This window comes from Agromyces sp. NPDC057679, assembly GCF_042799635.1.
In the GTDB taxonomy this organism is placed as follows: Bacteria; Actinomycetota; Actinomycetes; order Actinomycetales; family Microbacteriaceae; genus Agromyces.
Map to the genome: position 1 here is coordinate 442,382 of NZ_JBHVIK010000001.1, position 16,954 is coordinate 459,335.

At 69.3% G+C, this 16,954-nt stretch carries 8 protein-coding genes; 4 read left to right on the plus strand and 4 right to left on the minus strand.

Features of this window, described 5'->3' with window-relative positions:
• Nucleotides 1–51: 51 nt before the first annotated feature.
• From ACFVAJ_RS02005 to ACFVAJ_RS02015, 3 genes are all read right to left on the minus strand, one after another.
• Nucleotides 52–1,152: a BMP family protein gene (locus ACFVAJ_RS02005; protein WP_376941124.1), complete on the minus strand. Its 1,101-nt coding sequence runs from the start codon at nt 1,150–1,152 to the stop codon at nt 52–54.
• A gap of 178 nt (nt 1,153–1,330) precedes the next feature.
• Nucleotides 1,331–2,389, minus strand: a complete 1,059-nt coding sequence (locus ACFVAJ_RS02010) for a BMP family protein (protein WP_376941125.1) — start codon at nt 2,387–2,389, stop codon at nt 1,331–1,333.
• Nucleotides 2,390–2,410: 21 nt separating this feature from the next.
• Entirely contained in the window at nt 2,411–3,529 is a 1,119-nt protein-coding gene (locus ACFVAJ_RS02015) for a mannose-1-phosphate guanylyltransferase (protein WP_376941126.1), read from the minus strand.
• A gap of 173 nt (nt 3,530–3,702) precedes the next feature.
• Here ACFVAJ_RS02015 and sdhC point away from each other — a divergent pair, with 173 nt between their 5' ends.
• From sdhC to ACFVAJ_RS02035, 4 genes are read left to right on the plus strand one after another with little or no spacing between them, the layout of a single operon-like run.
• Entirely contained in the window at nt 3,703–4,125 is a 423-nt protein-coding gene (sdhC, locus tag ACFVAJ_RS02020) for a succinate dehydrogenase, cytochrome b556 subunit (RefSeq protein WP_022888266.1), read from the plus strand.
• 12 nt (nt 4,126–4,137) lie between these two features.
• Nucleotides 4,138–4,569: a succinate dehydrogenase hydrophobic membrane anchor subunit gene (locus ACFVAJ_RS02025; RefSeq protein WP_376941127.1), complete on the plus strand. Its 432-nt coding sequence runs from the start codon at nt 4,138–4,140 to the stop codon at nt 4,567–4,569.
• Nucleotides 4,570–4,576: 7 nt separating this feature from the next.
• Nucleotides 4,577–6,388 carry a succinate dehydrogenase flavoprotein subunit gene (gene sdhA, locus ACFVAJ_RS02030; protein ID WP_376941128.1) on the plus strand — a complete coding sequence of 604 codons (1,812 nt, stop codon included), beginning with the start codon at nt 4,577–4,579 and terminating at the stop codon, nt 6,386–6,388.
• Between the two features lie 2 nt (nt 6,389–6,390).
• Nucleotides 6,391–7,152, plus strand: a complete 762-nt coding sequence (locus ACFVAJ_RS02035) for a succinate dehydrogenase iron-sulfur subunit (RefSeq protein ID WP_376941129.1) — start codon at nt 6,391–6,393, stop codon at nt 7,150–7,152.
• 124 nt (nt 7,153–7,276) lie between these two features.
• Here the strand turns inward: ACFVAJ_RS02035 and ACFVAJ_RS02040 are convergent, their stop codons facing one another.
• On the minus strand, nt 7,277–16,729 hold the full coding sequence (locus ACFVAJ_RS02040) for a hypothetical protein (protein WP_376941130.1): 9,453 nt from the start codon (nt 16,727–16,729) through the stop codon (nt 7,277–7,279).
• Nucleotides 16,730–16,954 lie beyond the last annotated feature (225 nt).

Sequence of the window (16,954 nt, forward strand, 5' to 3'; positions counted from 1 at the left end):
GACGGCGGGGAGGCCGGCCGCAGCCGCCCTCCCCGCCGCACGATCTCCCGCTTACTTGGCGAGGTAGGACTCGACCGTGATGTCGCCGGCGATGATCGCGTCGCGCAGCTCCTGGATCTTGGCGTCGAGCTCGGCCGGAACCTTGTCGGCCCAGTCGTGGTAGTCGGCGAGGCCGACACCCTCGTTCTCGAGCGTGCCGATGAACGGCGTGGTGTCGAACTCGCCGTTGCCCGACTCGATCACGGCCTCCTGGACACCCACGTCGATGCCCTTGCGGATCGAGGTGAGCAGGAGCGGAGCGACCGAGGGGTCGGTCTCGTACACGTCGGCGTCGACGCCGATCAGTGCGATCTCGCGACCCGAGTCCTCGATCGCGACCGCGGCCGACTGGTAGATCGGGCCGCCGACCGGCAGCAGCACGTCGACGTTCTGGTCGATGATGCCCTGCGCGAGCTGGCGAGCGCCGTCGTTGGCCTCGAAGCCACCGGTGAACGAGCCGTCCTGTGCGGCGCGGTCCCAGCCGATGACCTTGACCGCGGCGCTGTTCTCCTCGTTGTAGTACTCGACACCCTGGGCGAAGCCGTCCATGAAGATCGAGACGGTCGGGATGTTCATGCCGCCGAAGGTACCGACGGCGCCGGTCTGCGAGATGCCGGCCGACAGGTAGCCCGCGAGGAACGCGGCCTGGGCGGTGTCGAAGATGATCGGCTTGATGTTGTCGGCGTCGGTCGTGCCGTCGAAGTCGGTGTCGACCGTGTCGTCGATCGAGATGTAGTCGATGTCAGGGTTCGCCGTGGCCGACTCGAGCGCCGCAGGGGCGAGCAGGAAGCCGACCGTGACGATCGCGTTGCAGCCCTGGTCGACGAGGCTCGTGAGGTTCGAGGCGTAGTCGGTCTCAGCCGCCGACTCGACCATGATCGGCTCGACGCCGAGCTCCTCGGACGCCGCCTCGAGGCCCTGGGCGCCGAGCTGGTTGAAGGACTTGTCGTCGAATCCGCCCGCGTCGGAGACCATGCAGGGGATGAAGTCGAGGGCTTCGCCCCCGCCGTCGCCGCCGCCCTCTTCAGGCGCCGATGCGCAGCCGGCGAGCAGTGCGACACTGCCGAGCAGCGCGAAACCGCCGAGCGCGGCCTTCTTGGTGGTGACCTTCACTGTGTCCTCCAAAAGACGCAAGACCCCGACCTTCGCGGGGCACGTGCAGTCACGTTACCCAATGTTGCGGCGCGCGGGATCGTCCGCCGGGCCCGCATCGGGCAATGGTTATGAATACGCGACATTCTGCTCATATGAGCAGCACGGATGCCCCGCACTCGGGGGTCGTGGCGGCCGACTACGGCGCGCTCGGCGACTCCACGACGAGGTCGCCGGCGATGATCGCCTGTCGCAGCCCCTCGATCTCGGCGTCGAGTTCGGGCGAGACCAGGGCCTCGAGCTCGTGGTACGGCGCGATCTCGACGCCGCCGTTCTCGAGCGTGCCGACGAACGGCTCGTTCGTGAACTCGTCGGCCTCCACGTCGCCGACGATGTCGACCATCGCGTCCTGCGTCCGCTTCAGCACGCTCGTGAGGATCACGGGCCGGAACTCCGCCGAGAGCGTCTCGTACCCGTCGCTGTCGACCCAGATGATCGAGACGCCCCGCTCCACGGCGGCCGCTGCGGCGCCCTCCCCGACCTGGCCGGCGACCGGCAGGATCACGTCGGCCCCCTGGTCGATGAAACCCTCGGTCATGACCTTGCCCTTGTTGACGTCCTCGAAGTCCCCGGTGAACGAGCCGTCCTGCTTGGCCTTGTCCCAGCCGAGCGCCCGCACCTGCGTGCCGTGCACCTCGTTGTACTTCGCGACGCCGTCGACGAAGCCGTCCATGAAGAGGGTGACGGGCGGCTGGTTGCCGCCGCCGAACGTCGCGACGACGCCGGTCTTCGACACGCCCGCGGCCAGGTAGCCCGCGAGGAACGAGGCCTGCGCCGTGTCGAACACGACGGGCTTCACGTTGTCGGCCTCGACGGTCTCGTCGACGATCGCGAACGCCGTGTCGGGATTCGCCCCGGCCTCCTCGAGCGTCGACTCCGCGAGCTCCCAGCCGACGGTCACGACGAGCCCGCAGCCCGAGGCGACCGCCTGGGCCACGTTCGGGGCGAGGTCGGTCTCGCCGGTCGAGACGAGCGCCTGGGCCTCGATGCCGTACTCCTCCTCGGCCTGCTGCAGGCCCTCCCAGGTCGACTGGTTGAAGGAGCGGTCCTCGAGGCCGCCCGAGTTCGTGACCATGCGCACGCAGCCCTCCCCCGCGGCGTCCGTGCCGCCGGCGTCGGGGGCGGAGGCGCACGAGACGAGCGCGAGGGATGCCGCGGCGACCGCGGCGACGAGGAGACTGCGCGTTGCCCTGGGCATCTTGAACCTGCCTTCTCGTGCCTAGAGCACGTCGCTCGAACCGCCGAGCCGGAGGGCGTCGACGACCGCTTTCACCCGCTGCGCGTGCTCGCTCGTGGTGACGAGGAGCGCATCGGGCGTGTCGACCACGACGATATCGTGCACCCCGATGAGGCTGATGACCCGCTTCGACCGGCTCACCACGATGCCGCTCGACGCGTCGGCGAGCACGCGGGCGTTCTCGCCGAGGATGGCGAGCTCGCCGGAGCGCCCCGCCGTGTTCAGCTTCGCGAGCGAGGCGAAGTCGCCGACGTCGTCCCACTGGAAGTGGCCGCGGATCACCGCGAGCCGGCCGGCGGCCGCCGCGGGCTCGGCGACCGAGTAGTCGATCGCGATCTTCTCGAGGCGCGGCCAGATGCGGTCGACCGCGGGGCCGCGGGTGGACGGGTCGTCCCAGGCCTCGGCGAGCTCGAGGAGCCCGGCGTGCAGCTCGGGCTTGTTCCGGGCGATCTCGGCGAGCAGCTGGTCGGCTCGGGCGATGAACATGCCCGCGTTCCAGAGATGGCGGCCGCCGGCGAGGTACCGCTTGGCGGTGGCGAGGTCGGGCTTCTCGACGAAGCTCGAGACGAGCTCGCTGTGCTTCGCGCCGGGCACGTCGAGGGGCTCGCCGCACTCGATGTAGCCGAATCCCACGGCGGGCTCGGTGGGGGTGATGCCGATCGTGGCGATGTACCCGGCCCGCGCGGCCGCGACCGCCTCGGCGACGGCGCCCCGGAACAACGCATCGCCGGAGATCACGTGGTCGGCCGCGAAGGAGCCGATGACCACCCCGGGTTCGCGGCGCTCGAGGATGGCCGCGGCGAGGCCGATCGCGGCCGTCGAGTCGCGCGGCTCGGATTCGAGCACGATGTTCTCGTCGGCGAGCAGCGGCAACTGCGCCTCGACCGCGGCGCGGTGGGCGCGCCCGGTGACCACCATGATGCGCTGTTCGCCCGAGAGCGGGGCGAGGCGGTCCCAGGTGTCCTTGAGGAGCGTCTGTCCTGAGCCGGTGAGGTCGTGCAGGAACTTCGGCGCATCGGCGCGCGAGAGCGGCCAGAGCCGCGAACCGACGCCGCCGGCGGGAATGATGCTGTAGAAGCCATCGAGGGCTGCGGAGGTCATCCGCTCAGGATAGTCGGCGCATCCCGGACCCGGGCGGTATTCGCCGCGGCGGCGAGTGGATAAGGCACACCTCACCTGCACGTCGACCGGGCCGGGTCTAGACTCTGATCGGGCCGTCGCGCCCGTGCGCCCGCATGTCCGGGCCGGAAACACACAGCCAGGGAGGGTTGTTCATGCCAGAGACCTCGGCAGGAACCCTGACCACACCCGAGAAGCCGGCGAAGCAGAAGCCGGGCGGCACGCTCTATCGCGGCCACGAGGGTATGTGGTCATGGGTGCTGCACCGCATCACGGGTGTCGCGATTTTCTTCTTCCTTCTCGTGCACATCCTCGACACGGCGCTCGTGCGGGTGAGCCCCGAGGCGTACAACGCGGTCATCGGCGCCTATCAGACCCCGATCATGGGCCTCGGCGAGGTCGCCCTCGTGGGTGCGATCGTGTTCCACGCGTTCAACGGGCTGCGCATCATCCTCGTGGACTTCTGGGCCTGGGCCACGCGTCACCAGAAGGTGCTCTTCTGGGTCGTCATCGCCCTCTGGGTCGTCACGATGCTCGCGTTCACCCCGCGTCACCTCATCAACGTCTTCAGCCACTAGGGGTCCTCCGACATGACTGCGATCGAATTCCCCGGCGAACCCCGCCGGCGCGGCTCCAACCTCGAGAAGTGGGGCTGGATCTACATGCGCGCCTCCGGCGTCGTGCTCCTCGTGCTGATCTTCGGCCACCTCTTCATGAACCTCATGGTCGGCGACGGCATCCAGGCCATCGACTTCGGCTTCGTGGGCGGCAAGTGGGCCGACCCGTTCTGGCAGTGGTGGGACGTCCTGATGCTCTGGCTCGCCCTCATCCACGGCGCCAACGGCATGCGCACCCTCGTGAACGACTACACGAACCCCGGCACCGTGCAGAAGCTGCTCAAGGGCGCCCTGTTCGCCGCCGCGGCCGTGCTGATCATCCTCGGCACCCTCGTCGTCTTCACCTTCGAGCCGTGCCCCGCGGGCGCCCCGGCCGACCTGCTCCCCTCGTTCTGCGCCGCATAGGAGATTCGTGAACACCCAGACCTCCGACGCCGAGACCAAGATCGTCGACGGCGTCCACTACCACCAGTTCGACATCGTCATCGTGGGCGCCGGCGGCGCCGGCATGCGCGCGGCCATCGAGGCCGGGCCCGGTGCGAAGACCGCCGTGATCTCGAAGCTCTACCCCACCCGCTCGCACACGGGCGCGGCGCAGGGCGGCATGGCCGCGGCGCTCGCGAACGTCGAAGAGGACTCGTGGGAGTGGCACACCTTCGACACCGTCAAGGGCGGCGACTACCTCGTCGACCAGGACGCGGCCGAGATCCTCGCCAAGGAGGCGATCGACGCGGTCATCGACCTCGAGAACATGGGCCTGCCGTTCAACCGCACGCCCGAGGGCAAGATCGACCAGCGGCGCTTCGGCGGGCACACGCGCGACCACGGCAAGGCGCCGGTGCGTCGCGCCTGCTACGCGGCCGACCGCACGGGTCACATGATCCTCCAGACGCTGTTCCAGAACTGCGTCAAGCTCGGCATCAACTTCTTCAACGAGTACTACGTGCTCGACCTCGTGATGACCGAGGTCGACGGCGTCGAGCAGCCCTCGGGCGTCGTCGCGTACGACCTCGCGAGCGGCGAGCTGCACGTCTTCCAGGCGAAGGCCGTGATCTTCGCCACCGGCGGCTTCGGCAAGATCTACAAGACGACCTCGAACGCGCACACGCTGACCGGCGACGGCGTCGGCATCGTCTGGCGCAAGGGCCTCCCCCTCGAGGATATGGAGTTCTTCCAGTTCCACCCGACCGGCCTCGCCGGCCTCGGCATCCTCCTCACCGAGGGCGCCCGCGGTGAGGGTGCGATCCTCCGCAACGCCTCGGGCGAACGCTTCATGGAGCGCTACGCCCCGACCATCAAGGACCTCGCGCCCCGCGACATCGTCGCGCGCTGCATGGTGCAGGAGGTGGCCGAGGGCCGCGGCGCCGGCCCCCACAAGGACTACGTGCTGCTCGACTGCACGCACCTGGGTGCCGAGGTGCTCGAGACCAAGCTCCCCGACATCACCGAGTTCGCCCGCACCTACCTCGGCGTCGACCCGGTGTACGAGCCGGTGCCCGTGATGCCGACCGCGCACTACGCGATGGGCGGCATCCCGACGAACGTCGCCGCCGAGGTGCTGCGCGACAACACCACCGTCGTGCCCGGCCTCTACGCCGCCGGCGAGTGCGCGTGCGTCTCGGTGCACGGCTCGAACCGCCTCGGCACGAACTCGCTGCTCGACATCAACGTCTTCGGCAAGCGCGCCGGCCGCAACGCGGTCGAGTACGTGAACTCCGGCGTCGAGTTCACCCCGCTGCCCGACGACCCGGCACGCGGCATCCGCGAGCTGCTCGCGCAGCTGCGCGACTCGAACGGCACCGAGCGCATCGCCGCCATCCGCAAGGAGCTCCAGGACGAGATGGACAAGGGCGCGCAGGTGTTCCGCACCGACGAGTCGCTCGCCCACGTCACGAACGTCATCGCGGGCCTCCGCGAGCGGTACAAGAACATCGCCGTCCAGGACAAGGGCAAGCGGTTCAACACCGACCTGCTCGAGGCCGTCGAGCTCGGGTTCCTGCTCGACCTCGCCGAGGTCGTCGTCTTCTCCGCACGCAACCGCAAGGAGAGCCGCGGCGGCCACATGCGCGACGACTTCCCGAACCGCGACGACGAGAACTACATGCAGCACACCATGGCGTACCTGTCGGGCGACGCGCACTCGGCCGACGCGGCCGACCACATCCGGCTCGACTGGAAGCCCGTCACCGTCACGCGCTACCAGCCGATGGAAAGGAAGTACTGATCGTGAGCACCGCCACGCTCGAACAGGCGCCCGCCGCTGAGGCCCCCATCCAGTCGTTCACCGTCACCTTCCTGATCCGCCGCTTCGACCCCGACGTGGACACCGAGCCGCGCTGGCAGGACTTCGACGTCGAGATGTACGCGACCGACCGCGTGCTCGACGCGCTGCACAAGATCAAGTGGGAGCAGGACGGCTCGCTGACCTTCCGTCGCTCGTGCGCCCACGGCATCTGCGGCTCGGACGCGATGCGCATCAACGGCCGCAACCGGCTCGCGTGCAAGACCCTGATCAAGGATCTCGACATCTCGAAGCCGATCTACGTCGAGGCGATCAAGGGCCTGCCCCTCGAGAAGGACCTCATCGTCGACATGGAGCCGTTCTTCGCGAGCTACCGCGAGGTGCAGCCGTTCCTCGTGGCGAACTCCACGCCCGAGCCGGGCAAGGAGCGCGTGCAGTCGGTCGCGAACCGCGCGATCTTCGACGACACCACGAAGTGCATCCTCTGCGCCGCGTGCACCTCGTCGTGCCCGGTGTTCTGGACCGACGGCCAGTACTTCGGCCCCGCGGCGATCGTGAACGCCCACCGCTTCATCTTCGACTCCCGCGACGACAACGCGCAGACCCGCCTCGACATCCTCAACGACAAGGAGGGCGTGTGGCGCTGCCGCACGACCTTCAACTGCACCGAGGCCTGCCCCCGCGGCATCGAGGTCACGAAGGCCATCGCCGAGGTCAAGCAGGCGATCATGCGCGGCAAGCCGTAAGCAGAGATCAACCCCGAACGGGGCCGGTGCCGGGCGGCACCGGCCCCGTTCGCGTTGCGGGAGAACCACGGCACGCACGAGGGGCCGGTGCATCCGAAGCACCGGCCCCTCGCTCGCGTGGTTCCTAGGCGGTGTGCCGTTCACCCGGGCGGCGGCGACGGACGATCGTCACCGACACCAGCAGCGCACCGATCAGCAGGAGCCCGGCAGCACCCCAGAGGAGGGGCCCGCCTGCGAAGCCGGTCGAGGCGATGCCAGGAACCGGCGGCTGCGGCACTCGGACCGTGACGGTCGAGTCGTCGCAGAGGATGGGCAGTTCGGGATCGATTACCGCGAGCGGGGCGATCTCTTCCCCGGGTTCGCCGTTGATCTCGCCCTGATCGGGCAGGTCGTTCCAGCAGACCTCACCGGTGTTGTCGATGCTCGACTTCTTCGACGCGGGGTTCAATGTGACGCCGAGCACCACATCGGGGGCATCGGGCTCGGTACCGCCGATCATGCCGTTGAGCACGCAGTGCAGGGTGCCGCCGTACCCCGACGAATCCTTGCCGGTGACCTCGCAGTCGTCCCAGCGCGGGAAGGCGGGGGCAGGATCCGTCGTGATCGTGTTCACCTTGAGGTCGCCGGGGATCTCGTCGAAGAGCTCCATAGCCTCGACCGCGCCGAGCCCCGAGTTGGTGACCGCCAGCGTGTAGTCGAACGAGCTTCCCGGCTTCGCCTCGGTCACGCTCGACGTCTTCTCGATCGTGACGCTCGGGTCGCGCTGGACCTCGCATGCCGGGGTGGCCTGCGGATACACCGCGAGCACGGACTCGCTCGGGTTGACCTGGAACGTGATCGTCATCGGGTTCACCTGGTCGGCGAACGCGTAGCTCTCGAGCTTCGAGTCCTTGACCATGTTCTCCCAGATGTCGACGATGCCGTTCTCGCCCACGACGTCGCCCTCCTGGATGAGGCGCCATCCGGGCCATCCGATCGAGATGCCCTCGTCGTTCACGACGCCGTACGGCCACAGGGTGCGGCCATTGCGCTCGTCCCACGGGATCTCCGTCACGACCGGCTCCGCGTCGGGGTAGACCGAGGCGTCGGGGGTCCAGGTGACCGTGATCGGCCCAGGAGCGACCGATCCGGTCGTCTGCACGTTGTAGTGCAGGTAGGGCACGTCGTTCTCGCACTGCACGAAGGCGTTCGCCTGCATGGCCTTCGTCGGCACCTCGGCCGTGTCGCAGTCGTTCGTCGGGTCGACGTCGAACTCCGAGACCTCGACGCACGCCGTGTTCTCGATGTCCTCCGCAGGGACGAGCGGCGGCTCCTCCGACGGGTTCTCGGGCAGCTCGGGTCCGACCACCGGGTCCTTCAGCGTCACGGGGATCGTGATCTCCACGATCGGACCGGGGCCGAAGGTCGCATCGGTCGTCCAGGTCAGCTCGTTGCCGTTCTGGAGGAACGTCCACGAACCGATCGGGTCGAGCGTGATGTCGGCCGGGTCGAACTCGAGCGAGTCGGGCAGCGTGTCGGTGACGACGACGCCGTCGACCGGTGTCGGCCCGTTGTTCGTCACCGTCAGCACCCAGTCGAAGGTGTTGTCGTCGGTGCCGGCCTCGACCGCATCCACGCCGTCGGGAAGCACCGCAGCCTTCACGATGCCGACGTCGACGATCGGGATGTCGGTGCATCCCTCGAGCTCGGTCGTGACGGTGCCGTTCACCATCTCCGCGGTGTTGAGGAACCCGCCGCCGGTCTCGGTCGCCGCGCACTTCGCGTGGTCGATCGTCTCGATCGAGGCGGCGTTCGCGCGGACGGTGATCGTCCAGACGTGGGTGTCGCCGGCGGTGATCGGATGCGCCGTCGCGAGCGTCGTGGCATCCTCGCCGTTCCAGCCGGCGACGTCGCCGCCGTCAGGATCCGTCGCCGTCGCCGATTCGATCGTCACGCCGTCGGGGAAGGCGAGCGTGTCGCTGAGGTCGTAGACGAGATCGTGGTCGCCGACCGTGTCGACGGTGATCTCGTAGACGATCTCGTAGTCGCCGCCGCCGAGGTCGGTCGCGGGGTGCGCGACCTTGACCGCGGTGGTGCGGCCGGGCTCGGCGCAGGCCTCGTCGTCGGTCGGGAGCCCCGCGACGGTCAGCGTCGCCGAGTTCGCGAAGCCGCCCTGCTCACCGGGCACGCAGTTCGTCGAGCCGTCGCCCTCGCCTTCGCCCTCGTCCCAGACCGCGTCACCGGTGACGGTGGCGTGCACCGTCACGAGGTACTCGTGGGTGCCGACGGCGGCCGTCAGGACGACGTCGTTCGCGAGTTCCTCGACCGGCTGGGTCGCCGGGTCCTCCCAGACGTCGCCCGAACCGTCGGGGCCGGTCCACGAGGCCTCGTCGATCTCGATGCCCTCGCCGAAGTCGGCGAGCGAGTCGACCAGGTCGTAGGTGACGGGCGAGACGACGCTCTCGTTCGTCACCGTCACGGTGTAGTCGATCGTCCAGGTGCCGTCGTCCTCCTGCACGACCCCGGTGACCTCCTTGTCGAGCAGGTAGCTCGCGGGCTTCGCCGTGTTGACGATGGTGCACGTCACGTCGTCGCCCGGTGAGAGGTTCGCCGTGTCGCCGGTGAGCACACCCGGCACGTCGCAGCTCCACGTGCCGGCCTCGAACTCGTCGGCGCCCTCGAAGTCGCTCGCGAGCTCGGTGAGCACGTAGTCGACGTTCGACTCGACCGCGCCGGTCGCGGTGCCGTCGCCGGTGATGACGGCCGCTTCACCCTCTTCGGTCGCCGAGACCGTCCACAGCGTCGGCGGGAAGTCCGCCTCGACCGAATCGGGGGCGACGTCCTTCACGAGCGTCAGCGTCGGCGCGAGGTCGGTGTTCTCGATCTCGCAGTCGACGGTGGCGCCGAGCTCGTGGACCGTCAGCGTCGCGCTCGTCGCGCCGTCGGCGGCGGTGAGCGTGAACGCGTCCTCACCCTGCTCCGAGGTGCAGCTCCAGGTCGCGAGGACCTCGTACTCGACGCCGTCCTCCCAGATCACCGACACCTCGTTGAGCGTGTACCCGACCTCGAGGTCGACGGGTCCCGAGGCGGTGCCCGGTCCCCCGAAGCCGTCCTCGGGCGTGCTCGCCGACACGGTCCAGTCGGATGCCACGGCGTCGCCGCCGTGCGCATTCGTCACGATCTTCTCGAGGTTGACCGTCTGCACGCAGTCGACCTCGTTGGTCACGAGATAGCTGTTCACCGTGGCGTCGAGCGTGTAGTCCCCCGTGCCGTTCTCGACGGCGTCGACGATCTCGCAGCCCTCGGGCACGACCACGTCGGTCTCACCGACGGCGACCTCGTCGCCGAGCGAGTACGGGCCGCTCTCGGCATCCCAGTCGACGTCGGTGCCGTCGAGCTGGCCCTGTGCGGTGAAGCCGTCGGGCAGTTCGTCGCTGTCCCATGCGATCGGCTCGCCGCCGTCGATCACCCACGCCTTGTCGACGATCACGATCACGGGCACGTCGAGGCAGCCGTCGTCGGTCCACGTGCCGCCGGAGGTGACGACCGCGCCGTTCAGGAGTCCCTGCCCGTCGTCGCCCTCGCAGAGGAGCGCCGGGGAGCCGTCGACGCCGTCGACCGTGAACGACACCGTGACGGTGAAGGTGTGGGTCGCGCCGCCGGCGAGTTCCTGGTCCTCGACGATCACGTCGGTCGCCGGGCTCGCGCCGTTCCACGCGGGGTTCACCGTGACATCCGCGCTGGTGACCTCACGATCGGTGATCGTGACGCCGTCGGCGAAGTCGGGGGTGTCGGCGAGGTCGTAGACGAGCGACTGGCTCGCGCTCAGGTTCTCGACCGTGATCTCGTACGTGGCCTCCCAGTGGTCGCCCACCTTGACCGCCTCGGTGCCGACCGCGGTCTTCGTCACCTCGGGCTCGGCGGGCAGGCCGCAGCCGTCGTCCGACTGGGGCACGCCGTCGCTCGTCAGCGTCGCGGTGTTGAGGAATCCGACGTTCGGCTCCTCATCGCTCGGGTCGCAGGTGTTCGTCGTCGGGTCGGTGAACGCCGCCTCGTCGACCTTCGCGGTCACCGTGACCGTGTAGCTGTGCACCTCGTCGATGTCGATCACCTCGGGGGTGCCGACGATCGTCTCGGTGGGGTTCGCCTCGGGGTCCTCCCACTCGCCGTCGGTGCCCTGGCCCGCCCACTCGGCGGTGAGGATCTCGACCGAGGGGCCGAAGTGCAGCGTGTCCTCGAGCGTGTACGTCGAGATGTAGTCGCCGTTGCCGGTCACCGTCACGTCGTACTCGACGGTCCAGACGCCCTCGCCGTCCTGGGTGACGGTCGGGTCGGACTTCTCCACCGTGGGACGGCCGCCCGGCTCAACCGGGGTGCAGTCGTCGGAGGTGTCGACGATCTCGCCGCTCGTGAGCTCGACCTCGTTGAAGAAGCCGGCGCCCGACTGCCCGTCGACGCAGAGCCGCTCGTTCTCGGGCAGGCCCGAGGGAACGGTCGCGTTGAGGGTGATGCGGTAGACGTGCACCGCTCCGGCCGCGATCGGCTCATCGGCCACGACCGGGATGGTCGCCGGAACCGGCGACGCGTCGGTCGTGATCGGACCCGCCACCGGCGAGACCTCCTCGACGGTGTACGAGTTCAACGTCACCGACGCCGGGAAGCCCGGAACGTCGTCGAGCGAGTAGTAGCCCGCCTTCGCGCCCGGCGCGGTGTTCGAGACCGTCAGCAGGTAGCTGACGTCCCAGGTCGCGTCGAGCTGCTGCAGTGCGGTCGCGCCGCTCTTCAGCACCTTGGGGGCGCTGGGGCTGTCGCACGCCGTGTCCGTCTCGGGGTTCCCGCCGACCGTGAGCACGGCGGCGTTGTTGAACGCACCGTCGCTGTCGTCCTGCGGGCACGCGGTCTGCGCGGGCGTCAGGGTCGGTCCGTCGAGCGCGATGCCCGAGACGGTGATGATCCAGACGTCGGATGCCCCGCCCGCGAGGTAGGCGTCGGCGACGAGTGCTCCGGCGCCGGCCCAGCCGGCCGCGGCCGGCGACCCGTCACGGGTGACCGTGTAGCTCGCACCCGAGAGGTCGACGCCGGCACCGAAGTGCAGCTCGTCCTCGAGCGAGTAGGTACCGCCGACGGCGCCGGTGTTGTCGACGTCGATGCGGTACTGGATCGTCCAGAGTCCGTCGACGCCCTGGCTCACCGAGCCGGGCACGACCGTCTTGTCGTGCACGATGACCGGCGGGTCGACCGTGACGCAGCCGGTGGCGTCGTCGGACTGGTTGCCCGACTCGACCGTCGCGACGTTGTTGAGTCCGCCGTCGCTCGGACACCGGAAGCCGGCCTGGTCGGCACCGATCTCGACGATGACCTGCACCTGGTAGACGTGCTGGTCGACGCCCGCCGTGCCCGCGAGGGTCACATCGTCGGCGAGGAGGGTGTTCGGCGCGAATCCGGTCCACGAGGCCTCGGTCGGCACGGGCTGGGCGACGACCGTCGCAGGCCCGGTGGCGGTGACGCCCGTCGGCAGGTCGAGCTCGTCGACGAGGTCGTAGACGACGCTCGTCGTCGCGGACGGGTTCGTCACGGTGATCGTGTACGGGAGCGTCCAGGTTCCGTCGCCGTTGTCGACGGCGGTGCCGCCCTGCTTGGCGATGGTCGGCTTCACGGGCAGCTCGCAGTCGGATGCCTCGTAGGGGACCTGTCCGACGTACATCGTCGCCGTGTTGAGGAAGCCGACGGTGCCGGGCTCCTGGTCGTCGCATGCGCCCTGGGTCGATCCGGTGAAGTCCGCGTCGGCGTCGACCGTCGCGTTCACGGTGACCCGCCATGTGTGCGAGGTCCCCGCGGCGAGCTGCGGTTCGCCATCGAACGGCTGCACCGCGTCGAATCCGACGGTCCAGGCCTCGGCGGAACCGGCGGGCAGCGGTTGCACGCGCTGGTAGCTCGCGCTGTTCACCGTCACCTCCGAGCCGAAGTCGAGCTGGTCGGAGAGGATGTAGTCGAGCGGCTGGAAGGCGCTCGGGTTCGTCACGACGATGTCGTAGGCGATCGTCCACGAGCCGTCCGCGTTGGGCGTCGGCACGGCCGCCGTCTTCGAGATCGACGGGGTGAACGGCTTGAGCGTGTTGGTGACCGTGCACTCGACCGCGTCGCCGGCGCCGAGCGCGGCCACGTTCGGGCCGGGCACCTCCGGGCCGCCGTTCAGCGAGCAGAGCCACGCGCCGGGGGCGAATTGGTCGGCATTCGGCAGATCGGTGCTCTCCGAGAGTTCGAAGGCGACGCCTGCCGGAACGGTCACGACTCCCGTGGTGCCGTCACCGCTCGCGACGACCTGGTCGTCGTCGGTGCGGCTCGCGCTCAGCGTCCACTCGTTCGCGGCGGCGACGTCGCCGGTCACGACCTTCGTGAGCTCGAGCGTCGGGGCGATCGGGTCGTTGGAGATGACGCAGGTGCCCTGCCCGAGCGCGGGCAGCGTGATCTGGTCGGTCTCGACGAACTGGCCGTTCGGCGACGTGCGGCACATGACGCTCGTCTGGGTCCAGCCGTCGGGCCCGCCGCTCTCCGACACCGTGTACGCCTTGCCGGGGCGGACGTACACGGTCTCGCCCGTGGTCGCGTCCTGGGCGTCGAGACCCGGGATCGCGGGCGCGTTCGGCGTCGCGGTGAGCGTCCAGTCGCTCGGTTCGGCATCGATGCCGAGGTCGTTGTCGACGTTCTTGATGAGCGTGAGCGACGCGGTCTGGTTGACCGCGGTGCACTGGACCCGGAAGCCCAGCGGCACCGTGACGCCGCCGTTGAGGCCGTCGGCGAAGCCGGGGACGACCGTGCCGCCCGCGTTCACCTGCACGCAGTCCCAGCTGCCCGTGGCGGGCGGCACCGGAACGGCATTCAGGCCGAGGGTCTGTACGTATCGCGGGTCACCCGTCTCCACGAGCGGGTAGGTGACGTTCGGGGTCACGAGTGCCGTCGCGTTCGGGGTGCCGGTGGCGCCGTTCGGTCCGGCGAGCGCCCCGCCGGGAGCCACTGCGTCGAGATTCCACTCGCCCGGTGCGACGGGACCGTTCGAGACGGTCTTCTTCAGCGTGAGCTGGGAGTCGCAGGCGACGGTGTTGGTGATCGTGTACGTGTTGTCACCCGGTTGCAGCGTGGCACTGTACGGCAAGGCCCCGTTGGCCGGTGCGCTGCCGTTCGCGAGCGTCACCTTGCTGTCGGTGATGCGGCAGAGGTCACGCGAGCCGACGCTCGTCGTCTCGTTCAGCGACACGACGGTGTTGGCCGGGACCGGGCCCTGCGGCGTCACCCACGGCGCGTTCGCGCCGCCGACGGTGAGCTGCGCCGTCAGGCCGATCGGCTGCTGGCCGTTCTGGTAGGTCACGCCGTTCACGACCCAGACCTTGTTGACGCTGTAGGTCGACTGCGGCAGCGGTGGCCGGTTCCAGACCGTACAGGTGACGGCCTGCGTGGAGCTGACCGGGATCGAGAAGCCGTTCGTCTCGTTCGTCACCGTGATCGCGTTACCTGTCGCGACGTCGGTGCAGACGGCGTTCTTGCCGCTCGTCGTGACGATGCTGTGGCCCTGCGGATCCTCGGTGACCTTGACGGTGCCCGAGGTGGTGCCGCCCGCGAAGGTGAGCGGGAGGTTCACGGCGCCGGTGCCGGCCGCCGTCACGCCCGACTGCGATGCGGGAGTGATGCCGCCGGTCGTGGGCTCCGCGGTGAAGGTCCAGCCGCCCGCCGGAGTCTGGCCCGTCTTCTGCTCGCCCGTGCTCGTGTTCGACACGACCTGCTTCACGACCGAGACCGATCCCTGGCAGGCACCGAGCGCGAGGTTGCGCAGGATCGTCCCGGCCTGGTCGTAGCTCGCGGACTGGAAGTAGTCGGAGTTCAGCTGGCTGCCGGAAATGGCCACGAGGTTGTCGGGCGAGCCCCCGACGCCGCTGCCGACGCCGAAGGCGATGACACGGGTGCCGAGCGCTTTCACGGCATTGGCCGAGAAGACGCCGTTCTCGACCTCGCGGAATCGAGTGCGGTTGCCCGGGCCCTCGTTGTTCGCGTAGACCGTGGGGTTGCCGTCGGTGAGCACGAGTGCGATGTCGTACTGCGTGCCGCTCGTCGCGACCTGGTAGATGCCGCGGTCCCAGTTCGTCGCCCCGCTGGGGGTGCCGAAGCTGTCGATGTGGTTGCGCACCGTGTTCGCACCGCCGACCGTCGAGACCGGCGTGATGCCCAGGTTGCCGCCGACGCTCGCGGGCGCGACGTTGTTGAAGGTGAAGATGCCGACCTGCGACGGCGTGCCCTGCAGTGCGGTGACGAAGCCCTTGGCGGCGTCCTTCAGGTCGTCGAAGTTGGGTTCCACGGAGCCGGAGAGGTCGATGACGAGCGCGATTCGCACGCCGCACTGCTGGGCCCTGGTCGGATTCGCGAGCGAGTTCTGCCAGATGCCGCCGGAGGCGTTGTTCGCGGTGTTGCCCGTGGCGATCATGAAGTCGCTCAGCGAGCTGAGGGTCTCGCCGGCGTCGACGTCGGCGATGCGGAATCGGTAGTCCGCGGAGGTGGGCGAGGTGCCGGTCGCGAGCGTGTCGTTCGAGAACCAGCCGGCCGGGACGCCGGGAGTCGCCTGCGCGACCCAGAAGTTGGAGTTGTTGGCGTTCGGCACGACGAAGCTGCAGACGCCGGCGGCGGTCGACGTGCAGGTCGCCCACGGCTGGTTGATGATGGAGCCGAAGCTGCCGGCATTGTCGGTGTAGAGCTGCAGGGTCACTCCGCCGAGACCGCCGACGCTCGAGATGCCGGTACGTGCCCCGCCGACCTGGACGTTGATGGTCGCGGGACCCGTGTAGGTCTGGGTGAAGGTGCAGTTCGCGGTCTTGTTGTTGCTGTCGGGGAAGGTGACCGTTCGGGCTGCCTGATTCCAAGTGGGGTCGCCGCCGCCCGGACCGCCCGTGGTGCACTCGAACGTCGTCGTGTAGTTCGCCGGCCCGTTGTCGGCGAACAGCGTGTAGGTGTTGTTGCGCGGCACCGGCCGGGTCTGCCCGGAGGTGAAGTTGTAGTTGTCGCTGTTGCTCGAGCGGACGGCGTGCAGCGTCCACTGGCTCGCCGTCGCCGGTCCGCCGGAGACGACGTTGGTGATGGTGAGGCTGCCGCAGTTCGACGTACAGTCCGCTGTGTCGGCCGGGAAGACCGCCATCGGCGCGACGAGCTGTTCAGTGGCCTCGGGAGCCGGCGCCGGCTCGGCGGGCGCCCGCTCGGCGGGCGGCGCCTCGGCCGGCGGCTCCTCTGCGGGCGGTTCCTCCGCCGGCGGCTCCTCCGCCGGCGGCTCCTCCGCCGGCGGCTCCTCCGCCGCAGGCTCCTCGCTCGGTGCCGCGCTCTCCCCCGTCCCGGGTTCGACCGACTCGCTCGCGACCTGCGCCGACTCGGGCGTCGTCCCGTCCGACGCCTCGCCTGCGGCGAAGGCCATCGTGGGCAGCCCGATCGCGAGCATCGCGCCGGCGGTGATCGCGGCGATGGTCGCGCGGAGCGATCGGCTTCGTCGCTCCTGGCGGCGGCGTCGAGCGCGACGTCCCTCAGGCTTGCGGTCGGAGCGGAACGGGTCGAACAAGCTGTCCATGGTTGTCGAACCTTCGTGATCGGGTGATGCGCACGGTGGCACAGATCGCGCAATTGCGCCGAGTCAACCAGAGGATTCGGGGGACAAACAGGGGGGCGGTGACACCAAAACGGGGGGCATGCTCCGCTCTCAAATCAGTATTGATCAGGGATTCATGAGATCGTGTCACCCGAAAGCGGGGTACTCGACAATCACTCGACTTCCCCCCTTCGGGGGACACGCCGA